13 protein-coding genes are annotated in these 15290 nt (G+C 59.0%); 6 read left to right on the forward strand and 7 right to left on the reverse strand.

Annotated features, from left to right (window positions below; translation table 11 throughout):
* The first annotated feature begins 143 nt into the window (after positions 1-143).
* From HKK55_RS16585 to cobA, 6 genes are all read left to right on the forward strand, one after another.
* The gene (locus tag HKK55_RS16585) at positions 144-1355 is read left to right on the forward strand and encodes a NarK/NasA family nitrate transporter (RefSeq protein ID WP_169355671.1); all 1212 of its coding nucleotides are present in this window, start codon (positions 144-146) and stop codon (positions 1353-1355) included.
* Positions 1355-3025, forward strand: coding sequence for a bifunctional protein-serine/threonine kinase/phosphatase (locus tag HKK55_RS16590; protein ID WP_169355672.1), 1671 nt, complete (start codon positions 1355-1357; stop codon positions 3023-3025). Before HKK55_RS16585 ends, HKK55_RS16590 begins: the two co-directional genes overlap by 1 nt.
* A 233-nt stretch (positions 3026-3258) precedes the next feature.
* On the forward strand, positions 3259-5712 hold the full coding sequence (gene nirB, locus HKK55_RS16595; protein ID WP_169355673.1) for a nitrite reductase large subunit NirB: 2454 nt from the start codon (positions 3259-3261) through the stop codon (positions 5710-5712).
* Entirely contained in the window at positions 5709-6026 is a 318-nt protein-coding gene (gene nirD / locus HKK55_RS16600) for a nitrite reductase small subunit NirD (RefSeq protein ID WP_169355674.1), read from the forward strand. Before nirB ends, nirD begins: the two co-directional genes overlap by 4 nt.
* Positions 6026-8740 (forward strand): nitrate reductase, encoded by a 2715-nt coding sequence (locus tag HKK55_RS16605; protein ID WP_169355675.1) that lies wholly within the window; start codon positions 6026-6028, stop codon positions 8738-8740. The genes nirD and HKK55_RS16605 overlap by 1 nt, the downstream gene beginning before the upstream one ends.
* An 11-nt stretch (positions 8741-8751) precedes the next feature.
* Positions 8752-9495 carry a uroporphyrinogen-III C-methyltransferase gene (gene cobA, locus HKK55_RS16610; RefSeq protein ID WP_169355676.1) on the forward strand — a complete coding sequence of 248 codons (744 nt, stop codon included), beginning with the start codon at positions 8752-8754 and terminating at the stop codon, positions 9493-9495.
* A 60-nt stretch (positions 9496-9555) separates the two neighbouring features.
* On the opposite strand, the gene HKK55_RS16615 is transcribed toward cobA, so the two are convergent.
* From HKK55_RS16615 to HKK55_RS16645, 7 genes are all read right to left on the reverse strand, one after another.
* Entirely contained in the window at positions 9556-10533 is a 978-nt protein-coding gene (locus HKK55_RS16615) for an OmpA family protein (RefSeq protein WP_169355677.1), read from the reverse strand.
* A 107-nt stretch (positions 10534-10640) separates the two neighbouring features.
* On the reverse strand, positions 10641-11231 hold the full coding sequence (sigX, locus tag HKK55_RS16620) for an RNA polymerase sigma factor SigX (protein WP_008432648.1): 591 nt from the start codon (positions 11229-11231) through the stop codon (positions 10641-10643).
* 87 nt (positions 11232-11318) lie between these two features.
* Positions 11319-12143 carry a mechanosensitive ion channel domain-containing protein gene (locus tag HKK55_RS16625; RefSeq protein WP_155583084.1) on the reverse strand — a complete coding sequence of 275 codons (825 nt, stop codon included), beginning with the start codon at positions 12141-12143 and terminating at the stop codon, positions 11319-11321.
* Positions 12144-12145: 2 nt separating this feature from the next.
* Positions 12146-12391 carry a CrfX protein gene (locus tag HKK55_RS16630; protein ID WP_169355678.1) on the reverse strand — a complete coding sequence of 82 codons (246 nt, stop codon included), beginning with the start codon at positions 12389-12391 and terminating at the stop codon, positions 12146-12148.
* An 86-nt stretch (positions 12392-12477) separates the two neighbouring features.
* A complete protein-coding gene (locus HKK55_RS16635; RefSeq protein WP_169355679.1) occupies positions 12478-13473 on the reverse strand; it encodes a zinc transporter ZntB in 996 nt (331 codons plus the stop codon).
* A 25-nt stretch (positions 13474-13498) separates the two neighbouring features.
* Complete coding sequence (gene rraA / locus HKK55_RS16640; RefSeq protein WP_169355680.1) at positions 13499-13990, reverse strand: ribonuclease E activity regulator RraA; 492 nt, start codon at positions 13988-13990, stop codon at positions 13499-13501.
* Positions 13991-14234: 244 nt separating this feature from the next.
* Positions 14235-15224: an alpha/beta fold hydrolase gene (locus HKK55_RS16645; protein WP_169355681.1), complete on the reverse strand. Its 990-nt coding sequence runs from the start codon at positions 15222-15224 to the stop codon at positions 14235-14237.
* Positions 15225-15290: the final 66 nt, after the last annotated feature.

A 15290-nucleotide genomic window follows, 5' to 3' on the forward strand; every position in this document is an offset into this window, starting at 1 on the left:
TCGCACACCCGGTTTGCTCTCGCGAACCCGGTGGCGGCGTTTTTTCGTTTTGGCCCCATAGCCCGGGCCGGTGGGGCGGCTTTAGTCAGCCGTTCCATCACAAGGCCTTCTTAACAAGCCCCCTTTTACCGCTGAGGTGCGTGATGAAATCAAGCTTCTGGAAATCCGGCCACACACCGACTTTGTTTGCCGCGTTCCTGTATTTCGACCTGAGCTTCATGGTCTGGTACCTGCTCGGCCCACTGGCGATACAGATCGCCGCCGACTTGCACCTGACCACCCAGCAGCGTGGCCTGGTGGTGGCAACGCCGATCCTCGCGGGCGCCGTCCTGCGGTTTCTGATGGGCATGCTGGCAGACAAGCTGTCACCCAAGACCGCCGGACTGATTGGCCAGGTCATTGTCATCGTGGCCTTGTTCGTCGCCTGGAAATTGGGCATTCACAGTTATGAACAAGCGTTGCTATTGGGGATGTTCCTCGGCATGGCCGGCGCTTCCTTTGCCGTTGCCCTGCCCCTGGCGTCCCAGTGGTACCCCGCCGAGCATCAGGGCAAGGCCATGGGCATTGCCGGTGCCGGCAACTCCGGGACGGTGTTTGCAGCCCTGCTGGCGCCGGTGCTGGCGGCCGCGTTTGGCTGGAGCAATGTGTTCGGCTTCGCCCTGATTCCGCTGATCCTGACCCTGATCGTCTTCGCCTGGCTGGCCCGCAACGCCCCCGAGCGGCCAAAAGCCAAGTCCATGGCCGACTACTTCAAGGCCCTCGGCGACCGCGACAGTTGGTGGTTCATGTTTTTCTACAGTGTGACCTTCGGCGGGTTCATCGGCCTGGCCAGCGCCCTGCCCGGCTACTTCAACGACCAGTACGGCTTGAGCCCGGTTACCGCCGGTTACTACACCGCCGCCTGCGTGTTTGGTGGCAGCCTGATGCGACCTCTGGGCGGCGCGCTGGCCGATCGGTTCGGTGGGATCCGCACCTTGCTGGGCATGTACAGCGTGGCGGCAATCTGTATTGCGGCAGTGGGTTTCAACCTGCCGAGCTCCTACGCTGCCCTCGCCCTTTTCGTCTGCACCATGCTGGGCCTGGGTGCCGGTAACGGTGCAGTGTTCCAACTGGTGCCCCAGCGCTTTCGCCGAGAGATCGGCGTAATGACCGGCCTGATCGGCATGGCGGGCGGCATCGGCGGCTTCGCCCTGGCGGCGGGCATGGGCGCGATCAAGCAAAGCACTGGCAGCTATCAGCTCGCACTCTGGTTGTTCGCCAGCCTCGGTGTACTGGCCTGGTTCGGCTTGCATGGGGTCAAGCGTCGCTGGAGAACCACCTGGGGCTCGGCGGCCGTCACCGCTGCGCGGGTCTGATGAGCCTGCAACTAAGCGTCGCTCTGGCCAGTGCCACCGGCCCACGGGCGGAAAACCAGGACGCCTTGCGCCTGGTTACCCCCGCCCCTGAGTTGGCCGCGAGTAAAGGCTATTTGTGTGCGATCGCCGATGGCGTCAGCCAATGCGCCGATGGTGGCCTCGCCGCCCGCTCAACCCTGCAAGCCCTGGCGCTGGACTACTATGCCACGCCGCAAACCTGGGGCGTGGCCCAAGCCCTGGACCGCTTGCTGCTGGCACAGAATCGCTGGCTGCAGGCCAACGGGGGCGGCCTGCCGTTGCTCACCACCCTCAGTGCCCTGGTGTTTCGCGGGCAGCGCTTCACCCTGGCGCATGTCGGCGACTGCCGTGTCTACCGCTGGCTGGACGGCGATTTGCAGCGCATCAGCGAAGAACATGTCTGGGAACAACCGGGCATGCAGCATGTGCTCAAGCGTGCCCTGGGCCTGGATCAGCATCTGGTGGTGGATTTTCTCGACGGTGAGTTACGTGAGGGTGAGTACTTTTTGCTGCTCAGCGACGGTGTCTGGGCGACGCTGGGGGATCACAGTATCAGCGCCATCCTGCGGGAACAGGCGGACCTGGACCTCGCCGTGAACACCCTGGTCAGCGCTGCGCATCTGGCGGGAAGCCAAGACAATGCCAGCGCCCTGCTGGTGCGTATCGACCAACTGGGCGCTGCCACCCTCGGCGATGCTCTGGTGCAGCTGCGTCAATGGCCCTTGCCGCCTGCCTTGAAGGCCGGGCAGCGCTTTGAGGGCTGGCAGGTGGAAGCCGTGCTGGGGCAAAGTCGACAGTCCCTGCTCTACCGGGTGCGTGACGCCCAGCAACAGCCCTGGCTGTTGAAAACCTTGCCGGCCAGCCACGACGAGGACACCCCGGCCGCACAAGCCTTGCTGTCAGAGGAATGGTTTCTGCGCCGGGTCGCCGGGCGAGCATTTCCTGAAGTCCACCCGGCCAGCGGCCGCCAGCATTTGTACTACGTGATGCGCGAATATGCTGGCCAGACCCTGGCCGAGCTGTTCAAGCAACAAGGCCCATTGCCCCTGGCGCAATGGCAATTCCTCGCTGAACGCTTGCTGCGTGCGGTGGGGTTGTTGCACCGTCGGCAAATCCTGCACCGCGACATCAAGCCAGAGAACCTGCTGCTGGGAGACGATGGTGAACTGCGGGTCCTGGATTTCGGCCTGGCCTACTGCCCGGGACTTTCCGAAGACCGCGCCCACCTGTTGCCAGGCACTCCGAGTTTCATCGCCCCCGAGGCCTTCAATGGAGAACCTCCTACACCGCAGCAGGATCTTTACAGCATCGGCGTGACTTTGTATTACCTGCTGACCGGGCATTATCCCTACGGCGAAATCGAGGCATTCCAACGGCCCAAGTTCGCTCTGCCTATCAGTGCCAGTCGGTATCGGCCTGACTTGCCCGACTGGCTGCAACAGAGCCTGGAGCGAGCGGTGGCCGCCCAGCCTGAACATCGTTATGAAACTGCCGAGGAATGGCTGCTGGTACTGGAACAGGCCGAGCGCCGGGAGTTGAGCCTGCATCCCAGACCGTTGCTGGAGCGAGAACCGCTCAAGGTCTGGCAGACCCTGGCAGTGGCATCGTTATTGATCAATCTGGTGCTGCTGTACTGGTTGTTGCACCGCTAAGGGGCAAAATTTCCCGAACGTTCCGCCACATCGCCAACAAACCTGGGCATCACCTCACTTGGCACAACCACTGCATTAGTTCTTCTATCAACACACATATAGCCGCGCCTTCAACGTCGAAGGTCGAGCTTCCCGAGAGAACGGGACCAGGACAAAGGCGTCCTCGCTAGGTAACTAGCGGGGACGCCTTTTTTTGTTTGTGCACGATTTGTCGAGCCACTGCGGAGAACGACATGAAGAAACTCAAACTGGTGATGATCGGCAACGGCATGGCCGGGGTTCGCACCCTTGAAGAATTGCTCAAGCTGAGCAGCGAGCTGTACGACATCACCGTCTTTGGCGCCGAGCCGCACACCAACTACAACCGCATCCTGCTGTCGCCGGTGCTGGCCGGCGAGCAGACGTTCGAAGAGATCGTGCTCAATGACTTGAGCTGGTATCTGGATAACAACATCAAGCTGCTGCTCAACCGTAAAGTGGTGCAGATCGATCGGGTCAAACGCAAAGTCATCGCCGAAGACGGCAGCGAAGCGGAGTACGACCGCCTGCTGATCGCCACCGGTTCGACGCCGTTTATTCTGCCGATTCCCGGCAACACCTTGCAGGGCGTGATCGGCTACCGCGACATCGCCGACACACAGGCCATGATTGACACCGCCAAGACCCACAAGCACGCGGTGGTGATCGGTGGTGGCCTACTGGGCCTGGAAGCCGCCAACGGCTTGATGCTGCGGGGCATGCACGTGACCGTGGTGCACATTGGCGAGTGGTTACTGGAGCGACAACTGGACAAGACCAGCGGCCAACTCCTGCAAACTGAACTGGAAAGCCGTGGCTTAGTGTTCCGTTTGCAGGAACAGACCCAGGCCCTGCATGACGCCGGCAACGGTCGCGTCGGCTCGGTGCAGTTCAAGAATGGCGACGTGATACCCACCGACCTGGTGGTGATGGCCGCCGGCATTCGCCCCAATACCGAACTGGCGGAAAAGTCCGGCATCCCGTGCAACCGTGGGATTCTGGTCAATGACACACTGCAAACCTACGATCCGCGCATTTATGCCATCGGCGAATGCGCCAGCCATCGCGGGATCGCCTATGGCCTGGTGGCGCCACTGTTTGAGCAGGCCAAGGTCTGCGCCAATCACCTCGCACAATTGGGCTTTGCGCGTTATCAAGGCTCGGTGACTTCAACCAAGCTGAAAGTGACCGGTATCGACCTGTTCTCCGCCGGCGACTTCATGGGCGGCGAAGGCACGGAAACCATCACCCTTTCCGACCCCATCGGCGGTGTCTACAAGAAACTGGTGATCAAGGACGACATCCTCGTCGGCGCGTGTCTGTACGGCGACACCGCCGACGGTGGCTGGTACTTCCGACAGATCCGTGAGAACCACGCCATTGGCGAGATCCGCGATCACTTGATGTTTGGTGAAAACGCCTTAGGCGATGTGGGCCATCAGGGCCAGGACAAGGCCATGAGCATGGCCGACAGCGCCGAGGTTTGCGGCTGCAATGGCGTGTGCAAGGGCACCATCGTCAAGGCGATTCAGGAACAGGGCCTGTTCAGCGTCGACGAGGTCAAGAAACACACCAAGGCCGCCAGTTCCTGCGGCTCCTGCGCCGGGCTGGTGGAGCAAATCCTGATCAACACCGTCGGCGGTGCTGCGGACGTCAAACCGAAAAGCGAAAAGGCCATCTGCGGTTGCAGTGACCTCAACCACGGGCAGATCCGCCAAGCCATTCGCGACCAGCATTTGCTGACCATCGACGGCACCATGCGTTACCTGAATTGGCGTACCCCCAACGGCTGCGCCACCTGCCGGCCGGCGCTGAATTACTACCTGATTTCCACCTGGCCTGGCGAAGCCAAGGATGACCCGCAATCGCGGCTGATCAACGAGCGGGCCCACGCCAACATCCAGAAAGATGGCACCTATTCGGTGGTCCCACGGATGTGGGGGGGTGTGACCAATCCTTCGGAGCTGCGCCGTATTGCGGATGTGGCAGACAAGTACAACGTGCCCATGGTCAAGGTCACCGGCGGGCAACGCATCGACTTGCTGGGGATCAAGAAACAGGACCTTCCGGGTGTCTGGAAGGATCTCGACATGCCGTCCGGCCATGCCTACGGCAAATCCATCCGCACCGTGAAGACCTGTGTGGGCAGCGAATTCTGCCGTTTTGGCACGCAGAACTCCACGCAACTGGGCATCGAACTGGAACATGACTTGTTCAACATGTGGTCGCCCCACAAGGTCAAGCTGGCGGTCTCAGGTTGCCCGCGTAATTGCTCGGAAGCGGGGATCAAGGACGTGGGAATCATCGGCGTCGATTCCGGCTGGGAGATGTACATCGGCGGCAACGGTGGGATCAAGACCGAGGTGGCCGAGTTTTTCGTCAAGCTGAAAACCGCTGAAGAAGTGCGCGAATACAACGGCGCTTTCCTACAGCTTTATCGGGAAGAAGCCTTCTATCTGGAGCGCACCGTGCACTACCTGCAACGGGTGGGTATGGAGCACATCAAGAAAGCCGTACTGGAGGATCCAGAACGCCGCCGAGCCCTCAACGAGCGCCTGCAATTTTCTCTGTCGTTTGAGCAGGACCCGTGGAAGGAGCGTCTGGAGCAGCCACAGTTGAAAAAGGAGTTCGACACCATCCCCGTCAAACAGCTGGAGGTCGTGACATGAACTGGCTGGATATCTGTGCCCTGGATGAAATCAATGCCCTGGGGTCGCGCATCATCAGCGGCCCCAAAGGCGAGATCGCGATTTTTCGTACCAGTGACGACGAAGTGTTTGCCCTGGATGACCGCTGCCCCCACAAAGGCGGGCCGTTGTCCCAAGGTTTGATCTACGGCAAGCGGGTCGCCTGCCCACTGCATAACTGGCAGATCGACCTGGCCTCCGGTGAAGCCCTGGCACCGGATATCGGTTGCGCTCACCATCATCACGCCCGGGTTGAAAACGGTCGAGTCATGCTGGCCCTGCGGGATGCCGGTTGATGAACCGCCAGACCACCGCCTCGACCTGCTGCTACTGCGGGGTGGGTTGCGGCGTACTGATTGAGCATGACGGCGAGCGGATTCTCGGTGTCAGCGGTGATCCAACGCACCCGGCCAACTTCGGCAAACTGTGCAGCAAGGGTTCCAGCCTGCACCTGACCGGAGACCTCACGGCACGGGCGCTGTACCCGGAACTACGGCTGGGCAAGGACCTGGCCCGTAACCGCACCGACTGGGATACCGCACTGGAACACGCGGCCAACGTGTTCGCCGACACCATTGCCGAACACGGGCCCGACAGCGTGGCCTTCTACATTTCAGGACAACTGCTGACCGAGGACTACTACAGCTTCAACAAGCTGGCCCGGGCGCTGGTGGGCACCAACAATATCGACAGCAACTCCAGGCTCTGCATGTCATCGGCCGTGGTGGGTTACAAGCGCAGCTTGGGGGCCGATGCGCCGCCGTGCAGCTATGAAGATCTGGAGTCGAGCGACTGTGTACTGATCGTCGGCAGTAACATGGCCTACGCCCATCCGATTTTGTTCCGACGCCTGGAAGAAGCCAAAGCTCGTCGCCCGCAGATGAAAGTGATCGTGGTTGATCCAAGGCGCACCGATACCTGTGATTTGGCGGACCAGCACCTGGCAATTCTGCCTGGTACAGACGTCGCCTTGTTTCATGGGATTTTGCACCTGCTGCTGTGGGAAGACTGGATCGATCGCGACTTTATCCAGGCCCATACCGAAGGTTTGGCCGAACTGAAGAAGCTGGTGCACGACTACACCCCGCAAATGGTGTCGCAGATGTGTGGGATCAACGTTGAGCAACTGCGCCAATGCGCGCAATGGATCGGCACGTCACCCAGTTTTCTATCGCTGTGGTGCATGGGACTTAACCAGTCCACCGCCGGTAGTGCGAAGAACAGTGCGCTGATCAATCTGCATCTGGCTACCGGCACGCTGGGCCGGGAAGGCTGCGGGCCGTTTTCCCTGACCGGTCAGCCTAATGCCATGGGTGGCCGGGAAACCGGCAGCTTGTCGAATCTGCTGCCTGGTCACCGTGAGGCGGCCAACCCGGAACATAGAGCGCAAGTGGCCGCCTATTGGGGCGTCGAACAACTGCCGGCCAATACCGGGCTGACCGCCATCGAACTCTTCGAGCAAATTCAGGCTGGCAAGATCAAGGCGCTGTGGATCGCCTGCACCAACCCCGCGCAATCACTGCCGGACCAGAATGCCGTCCGCCAAGCCTTGGCGACGTGTCCCTTCGTCGTGTTGCAGGAAGCCTTTCGCACCACCGAAACCGCCGCCTTCGCCGACTTGTTGTTACCGGCTGCAAGTTGGGGTGAGAAAGAAGGCACCGTCACCAACTCCGAGCGACGTATTTCCCATGTGCGCCGCGCCATCGTCCCACCGGGAGAGGCACGGCCTGACTGGGCGATCACCGTGGATTTCGCCCAGCGTCTGGAGCGACGGCTGCGGCCTGGATTGACGAGCGTGTTCGCCTTTGAGCACCCGGCGCAGATCTTCGATGAGTACAAGATGCTGACCCGCGAGCGCGACCTGGACCTGTCGGGTATCAGTCACGCCTTGCTCGACCGAATCGGCCCGCAGCAATGGCCTTTTCCGGCCAACGCGCAAACAGGTACCGCGCGGCTGTACACCGACGGCGTCTTTCCTACCGAGAATGGGCGCGCACGTTTTATTGCCGACCCCTACCGGGCAGCCAAGGAACAACGGGACGCGCGCTTCCCCCTGACCCTCATTACCGGCCGCCTGAGGGACCAATGGCACGGTATGAGCCGCACAGGCACCGCTGCGCAACTATTTGGCCATGTCAGCGAAGCCTTGTTGGGCTTGCACCCGGATGAACTGCGGCGCCATCGTTTCAAAGAGGGCGATTTGGTCAGCCTGAAAAGCCGTCGCGGCAGTGTGATTGTGGCGGTATCCAGCGACGACAGCGTGCGACCCGGCCAGGCATTTCTGCCCATGCACTGGGGCGATCGCTTCCTCAAGGGCGGGGTCAATGCCCTCACCCAACCGGCGTTCGATCCCTTGTCGAAACAGCCTGAACTCAAGCACAGCGGTGTACGCCTGGAGGCGGTGCAATTGCCCTGGCAATTGTTCGCGTTGATCGAGGGCGATGTGCAGCGGCATTTTGAAGCATTACGACCGCTGTGCGAGGGCTTTGCCTACGTCAGTTTGAGCCTGGCTGGGCGTGAACGGCCTGCGCTGCTGATTCGCGCGGCCCACGGAGAGGCGCCCGACTTACAGGTACTCCAGCGCATCGACCAACTTCTTGGGCTCAACGATGGCCCAGTCATGGCCTACGACGATCCCCGCCGCTCCATCGGCAAGCGCGTGAAAATCGAGAAGGGTCGTATCACCGCCATCCGGCTAGCCGGAGAAACCCTCGCCCGACACTGGTTGCAAAGCCTGTGGCTGGAAGGCCGGACCGACGAACAACTGCGCCGCTGGCTGTTGGCGCCGTTGAGCGCACCGCCGGGCAACGCCGCAGGGACGGCCCGCAACAAGACCTTATGCAACTGCAAGAACGTCAGCGAAAGCGCCGTCTGTGATGGCATCGCCCGAGGCTTGAACCTGAATGAGCTGAAGCAGGAGCTGGGCTGCGGCACGCAATGCGGTTCCTGTGTACCGGAAATCAAACGTCTATTGGCCAGTAATCCGCAACCAATTGCGATAAGTCTGTGAGGGAAAGAATCATGAACGCAAAAGTCTGGCTGGTAGGCGCTGGCCCCGGTGATCCGGAACTGCTGACCCTCAAGGCGGTAAGAGCGCTGCGTGAGGCGAATGTGGTGCTCATTGATGATCTGGTCAACCCGGCGGTGCTTGAGCATTGCCCGGACGCTCGAGTGGTGACCGTCGGCAAACGTGGCGGTTGTCGCTCCACACCGCAGGACTTTATCCACCGTCTGATGCTGCGCTATGCCCGGCAGGGCAAGTGTGTGGTGCGACTTAAAGGAGGCGACCCCTGCATTTTTGGCCGCGGCGGCGAAGAAGCCTTGTGGCTGAGGGATCGGGGTATCGAGGTAGAGCTGGTCAATGGCATTACGGCGGGACTTTCAGGCGCAACCAACTGCGATATACCGCTGACGTTGCGGGGGATCAGTCGTGGCGTCACCCTGGTGACCGCCCACACTCAAGACGACAGCAGCCTCAATTGGCGGGCACTGGCAGAGGGTGGCACGACGCTGGTGGTCTATATGGGCGTGGCGAAGCTGGGAGAGATCCGGCAACAGTTACTGGAGGCGGGCATGGCCGCCGACATGCCAGTGGCGATGATTGAAAATGCCTCACTACCTGAACAACGGGAGTGTCGCAGCGATCTTTCCGGCATGGAGGACGATGCACGAAACTTTTCCTTGAAGAGTCCGGCAATACTGGTGATTGGACACGTTGCTGCAATGGCCCAGACGGTGCAAACACGGGCAATGGAAACCGCCTGAGGCAAACTCCAGGCGAAAAAAAGCCCGGCCTAAGCCGGGCTTTTTTCTACAACTCAGTAATTACTGAGCTGCTTGAGCTTCAACCGATGCTTCTACGCGACGGTTAACAGCACGACCTGCTTCAGTTGCGTTGTCAGCAACTGGGCGGGATTCGCCGTAACCAACAGCAGTGATGCGGTTAGCAGCTACGCCGTCTTTTTCCAGAACTTTCTTAACAGCGTCAGCACGACGCTGGGACAGCTTCTGGTTGTAGGCGTCTGGACCGATGGAGTCAGTGTGACCAGCAACTTCTACGTTGGTAGCTGGGTACTGAGCCATGAAGTCGGCCAGGTTTTTCACGTCGCCGTAGCTGTTAGGCTTAACAACCGACTTGTCGAAGTCGAACTTAACGTCCAACTCAACACGAACAACCTGAGCAACCGGAGCTTCTGGCTCTGGAACTGGCTCTGGAGCTGGAGCAGGAGCAGGTGCTACTGCGCCGGCGTTACCGCCGAAGTTCACGCCCAGACCAACCAGTGCAGCGTAGTCCCACTTACCGTTGTCCAGTGCGTAGTCAGCTTCAACACCGGCACGAGCGTACAGGTTGTTGGTGAAGTAGTACTTCACACCGGCACCAGCGATAGCCAGGGTCGATTGATCGCGACCTTTGTGGCCGTCAGCTTCTACGTTGCTACGGCTCTGGTGACCGAAACCACCTTCTACGTATGGACGCAGGGAGTCAACGCCAGCCTGACCGAAGTGATAGGTAGCAACCAGGCTACCGGTATCGCCGCCAATCTTCTGGTTACCAGTACCGTTGTTCGAACGGGTGTGGTTGGTTTTGTCGTAGCTGAGGTTCAGCTCGAGGTCGTCGGTCAGGAAATAACCAATGCGAGCGCCTGGGTTGAAGCCGTCTTCGATATTTTTGACGCTATCGTTGTACTGCTTCTTGTAGAACAGCTCGCCTTCAACTGCGCCTTGGCCTTGTGCCAGAACGCCGAAAGAAGTAGCGGCAATAAGAGAACCAATGGCCAAGCCCAAGGTGTTTTTCAGTTTCATCCGTTAAATCCCCATCTGGTGATTGTAAAGCAGTCCCACATACCGGGGGACAACTCGGCGACAAGTCTAACAGAACTTGCCTACACGTAAGAGATATTTGCACCGAACTAAGTTTCAGTACTGCCCGCAAATTTCTCACGCAATTTATCAAGAGCACGTTTGTAACGCATTTTTGTAGCACTCAAACCCATATGCATGATATCGGCGATTTCCTGAAACTCCAGTTCTGCGACAAATCGTAGCACCAAAATTTCCCGGTCAATCGGATTCACATGCACCAACCAGCGATCAAGTCCGCCCTTCTCCTCAGGTGTCGGCGCCTTTTCTTCAGACGCTTCCTCGAGGGGGTCCAGACTCAAAGCATCCATCAAGCGACGCTTTCGCCGTTCCTTCCGATACTGCGTGATGCACTCATTGTACGTGATGCTGTATAGCCAGGTTTTGAACTTCGATTTGCCCTCGAAGTTCTTCAGACCGTACAGCACCTTGAGCATCACTTCCTGACAGACATCATCCGCATCCCGATCGTTCCCCAAATATCTTGAACAAACGTTGAACAAGGTGCGTTGATACCTGCGCATCAATTCTTCGTACGCGCGTGTTACGTGAAACAGCTCCGTGTGCGCGCGCGCGACCAACTCCTCATCAGAGAGCTCACGGGGGTCATAGCGCGTGGACAGCGTTTGGGCTTTATTCAAAACAAGTCGTGCCGACAGTCAGGTCAATGTCCGCCACAGTCTGGTTACCCAGGATTGCGGCGGCGTACATTAGCAGGGTTTGCCGGATTAGCGGCTACTCACATGCTGTTCCAGCAGAATCCGATTGGACAGCGAAACCAGTTCGCCATCATCGGTCAGCACTGTCGTCTTGACCGTGCCGATCTCTTCGATCTGCCCTTCGACCTCGCCCACACGCACGTGTTGCCCAACCTGGTACAACTCACGCACATAGATTCCCGCAAGAATCTGACCGGCAATATCCCGGCTTCCCAACCCCATGGCCAGCGCAACGGCCAGACCAACGGTAATCAAAACGATCACAATCACATGGTTCAGGAGGTCAGTCTTAACCTCCAACTGGCTGATCGCCACCGAAATACTGATGATGATTACCAGCCCCTGAGCGATTCGCCCCAGGCCGCTGGCGTAATCCAGCCCCACTCCTTCAGCCGCGCCGCGCACCAGGCCATTAGCCAGCTGTGCCAGCAAAACCCCTACCAGCAACACCAGCGCGCCGCCGAATACCTTCGGCAAATACAGCGCCAGCATGTCGAGAGTAGCTGAAACTCGCTCAAGTCCAAGTGATTCGGCTGCAGAAACCAAAAAAATCAGCAAAACGAACCAATAAACAATCTTTCCGATCAGTGTGGAGATCGGTACTTGCAGCCCAGCCCGGCCCAACAACTTGGTGAGACCGGTACCTCCCATCAAACGATCAAGGCCCAATTTGGCGAGCAACTTGGACAGCAGGGTGTCGAGCAGCTTGGCCACGACAAAACCCAGCAGGACCACCACCAGAGCGCCAAACAGGTTGGGAATGAAATTCGCCACCTTGGTCCACAACGCAGTCATTGCAGTTACCAGACTCTGCGTCCAGAGATCAAGTTCCATATTCAATCAGCCTTATCAGCAGTGCGAGTAATAGGTTTACGACGGGAAACCGGGGATACATGGGCCGAACCATTGTTCAGGGCCATCATCAACGCCGGCAACCAACGACCGAGCAAACCGAACAGATCTCCCGCCCCTACCTGACGGTTGGCGGTTTTCAGTACGCGACCCAGGCAAGCATCGTCGTCCCGGTTGGACGGCGAAGCATTAAGCATGTCACGTAAAGACTGTTCGAACGGATCGTGCATAAGGGACCTCTCGCAAGTATTTTAAAAGACGAGGGTAAAATTCTTCAGGTCACATGACCTCTTCCTACGTTCAGGTCATATTCAGGTCAAACCCAGCGTAAACGTCGAAACAACCACCATTGCCCCACGGCCACCGAGACCATCATCAGGCAGGCAATCAAGAATCCGTAAGGGCTGGAAGAGAACGGAATCCCTCCCACGTTGATACCCAGCAGACCGGTCAGAAAACTCATCGGCAGGAAGATCCCGGTGATGATCCCGAAGCGGTACATGGTGCGATTCATGCGCACGCTCAAGCGCCGGTCTTCGGCCTCAAGTACAAGCCCCACGCGCTCTCGGGTCAATTCCAGCTCTTCCAGATAACGGGTCAGGCTGTTGTTCAATTCATTCCAATAGTCAGCATCGTCATCGACGAACCAAGGCAGTTTGATCCGGGTCAACTGACCGAAGATATCCCGCTGCGGCGACAAGAAACGCTTCAGCCCGGCAGCCCGCCGACGAATCTGCAGAATGCTGCCATGCTCCGGAGTATACCGTTCGTCGGCATCCAGTTTTTCTTCTTCGGCATCGACGATTTCAGAAAGATCACTGACCAGATCCTGAACCTTGTTGGTCAGGTACTGCGCCATATAAAGGATAAGTTCTGACGCAGTTTTAGGCCCTTTGCCATCCGCCAACTGCACCAGCAGTTCGTCAGTGGCACGCAACGGCCGCAAACGCAGCGAGATAACCCGTGAAGCCGAGGCAAAAATGCGCACCGACACCATGTCTTCCGGCTCTGCCCCGGGGTTCAGGTTGATTCCTCGCAAGAACAGCAGCAGTTCTGCGTCCGGCAGTGGCAACAGGCGCGGACGAGTGTTCTCTTCCAGCAGCAAGTCACAGGCGAATTCGCTCAAACCACTGGATTTGCGCAGCCAGGTCTGGGTCTGGGGATGGCTGCGGTCCCAATGCAGCCACAGGCTTTCCTGGGGCTGTAGTTGCAGCTCATCAAGCTCGGTCCGAGCAATCGAACGCGCACCGCCTTTACCATCCAGCACCAGGGCATGCACCAGCCCCCATTGCGCGTTTTCTTCCTCGAACATCCTCACCCCTGTCGGCTACTGCTACTTATTCAGGCATTTTCAGCGGGCTGGGGGAGACAATCACACCGTTATTGTCGGCGTAGACATACTCTCCCGGGCGGAACGTCACGCCGGCAAAGGTCACCGCCACGTTCAAATCGCCGATGCCACGCTTGTCAGTCTTCATCGGGTGACTGGCCAGGGCCTGCACCCCAAGGTCGGTTTGGGCGATGACGTCGACATCACGGATGCAACCGTAGATCACCAGCCCTTCCCAGCCATTTTTCGCGGCTTTCTCGGCGATCATGTCGCCCAGCAAGGCTCTGCGCAGGGAACCGCCACCGTCAACCACCAGCACCTTGCCGGCGCCATTGAGCTCGGCTTGCTCCTTGACCAGTGAGTTGTCTTCGAAGCACTTGATGGTGACGATCTGGCCACCAAAGGAGTCCCGGCCGCCGAAATTGCTGAACATCGGCTCAACCACCTGCACCAGTTCCGGGTAGGCATCACACAGATCGGGGGTAACGTAATGGTTCATCGGGAAACTCCTGTAGGTGAAAGAAGGTGTCGAACAACCCACTGTTTACATCAGCTCTTTAACTCAGGGAAACGCATCGCAACGACGGTTCTTTAAGGCACGCTCGTTGCGGCCGGCAATGATCAGACTCACTCGAGCACAACGCAATAGCTACTGCGCGACTGAATATGACCAGAACAGCCCGACGCGTCATATCTTAGCCGCAACCACAAGCAAGCGAAACGCCCTTGTTAGAGCCCTCCACTCAAACCGCCGCGAGCACCTGAGGTTGGGCCCCCATCAAAGGTGTCAGCGGATCCTTCAGCCACCTCTGCACCACCGGCCATACTTCGGCCTGGGCGGCTTTGCTGACCAGCATCTCCACATGCCCGAAATCACCGGTAAATCCTTGCTTGCGTCCCAGGCACAGATACTGACGGTGCTCGGAACCAATTTGTTCGAACAGTTTGCGGCAGGCCCAATCCGGGTCCTGATGATCACCGGCGGCGCTCACCGCCAGAATCGGCACATCCACCTCAGCCAAGCCCTTCCACCAGTCACTTTCGGCGTCGCCAAAGCGCCCGAACAAGCCGTGCCAACGCATGGTTTCCAGGGCCAGGCCGATGGGTTCGTCTTCCGGGCCGCGCTTGAGCCTGGAACCGGACAACTGGGAGAAATGTTTCAAAATAAATCGTCCGCCCCACGCCACCGGTGGAATCTTCAATGGCCACCAGGTTCGACTGACCTGACAACCAAACAAGGCCACCGAGGCCACCGTCGGAGCGCCCAGATACTGACCACCCAACGCGGCTGCCAGGGTAATACCCCCCAATGAATGACCGATCCAATGGGGAATCTGCCCGCTCTGCTCACGAACAAACGCGGCAATGGCAGGCAAATCGTAGCGAGCATAGTCAGCCACGCGGTTTTTAGCGTAGTCCTGGTTACGCCGGGACAAGCCATGGCCACGCATTTCCGGGATCCACACGTCAAACCCCTGCCGCGCCAGACAGGCGCCCAGACCGATCCCCTTGGGCGAATACCAAAACCGTCGGTTGGAGAAGCTGCCATGCAATAGCACCACCGGTACGCCCCGGTTTTCCGGGGCATCGGCCTGACCCAGTCGGGTCACGGCCAGCTCGACAGTGCCATCTGGGCTGTTGCCGGGCTTGAGGCGATAAACATCTTCACTCAGGTCGCCACGACGCTCAGCGCTGATCAAGGCGACGGGAAACAGGTTGCTGCTGCTTTGCATAATGCTCTTGCACAAAAAAGGGCGGCGTCCGGATGGAGTTCCGCCCTGTACAGAATGAGAAATGCC

The organism is Pseudomonas sp. ADAK18, from assembly GCF_012935695.1.
GTDB lineage: Bacteria > Pseudomonadota > Gammaproteobacteria > Pseudomonadales > Pseudomonadaceae > Aquipseudomonas.

Excerpts from the sequence above, each read along its gene's own strand:
- HKK55_RS16585 (WP_169355671.1), top strand. The coding sequence starts at position 144 with ATGAAATCAAGCTTCTGGAAATCCGGCCACACACCGACTTTGTTTGCC.
- HKK55_RS16590 (WP_169355672.1), top strand. The coding sequence starts at position 1,355 with ATGAGCCTGCAACTAAGCGTCGCTCTGGCCAGTGCCACCGGCCCACGG.
- nirB (WP_169355673.1), top strand. The coding sequence starts at position 3,259 with ATGAAGAAACTCAAACTGGTGATGATCGGCAACGGCATGGCCGGGGTT.
- nirD (WP_169355674.1), top strand. The coding sequence starts at position 5,709 with ATGAACTGGCTGGATATCTGTGCCCTGGATGAAATCAATGCCCTGGGG.
- HKK55_RS16605 (WP_169355675.1), top strand. The coding sequence starts at position 6,026 with ATGAACCGCCAGACCACCGCCTCGACCTGCTGCTACTGCGGGGTGGGT.
- cobA (WP_169355676.1), top strand. The coding sequence starts at position 8,752 with ATGAACGCAAAAGTCTGGCTGGTAGGCGCTGGCCCCGGTGATCCGGAA.
- HKK55_RS16615 (WP_169355677.1), bottom strand. The coding sequence starts at position 10,533 with ATGAAACTGAAAAACACCTTGGGCTTGGCCATTGGTTCTCTTATTGCC.
- HKK55_RS16625 (WP_155583084.1), bottom strand. The coding sequence starts at position 12,143 with ATGGAACTTGATCTCTGGACGCAGAGTCTGGTAACTGCAATGACTGCG.
- HKK55_RS16630 (WP_169355678.1), bottom strand. The coding sequence starts at position 12,391 with ATGCACGATCCGTTCGAACAGTCTTTACGTGACATGCTTAATGCTTCG.
- HKK55_RS16635 (WP_169355679.1), bottom strand. The coding sequence starts at position 13,473 with ATGTTCGAGGAAGAAAACGCGCAATGGGGGCTGGTGCATGCCCTGGTG.
- rraA (WP_169355680.1), bottom strand. The coding sequence starts at position 13,990 with ATGAACCATTACGTTACCCCCGATCTGTGTGATGCCTACCCGGAACTG.
- HKK55_RS16645 (WP_169355681.1), bottom strand. The coding sequence starts at position 15,224 with ATGCAAAGCAGCAGCAACCTGTTTCCCGTCGCCTTGATCAGCGCTGAG.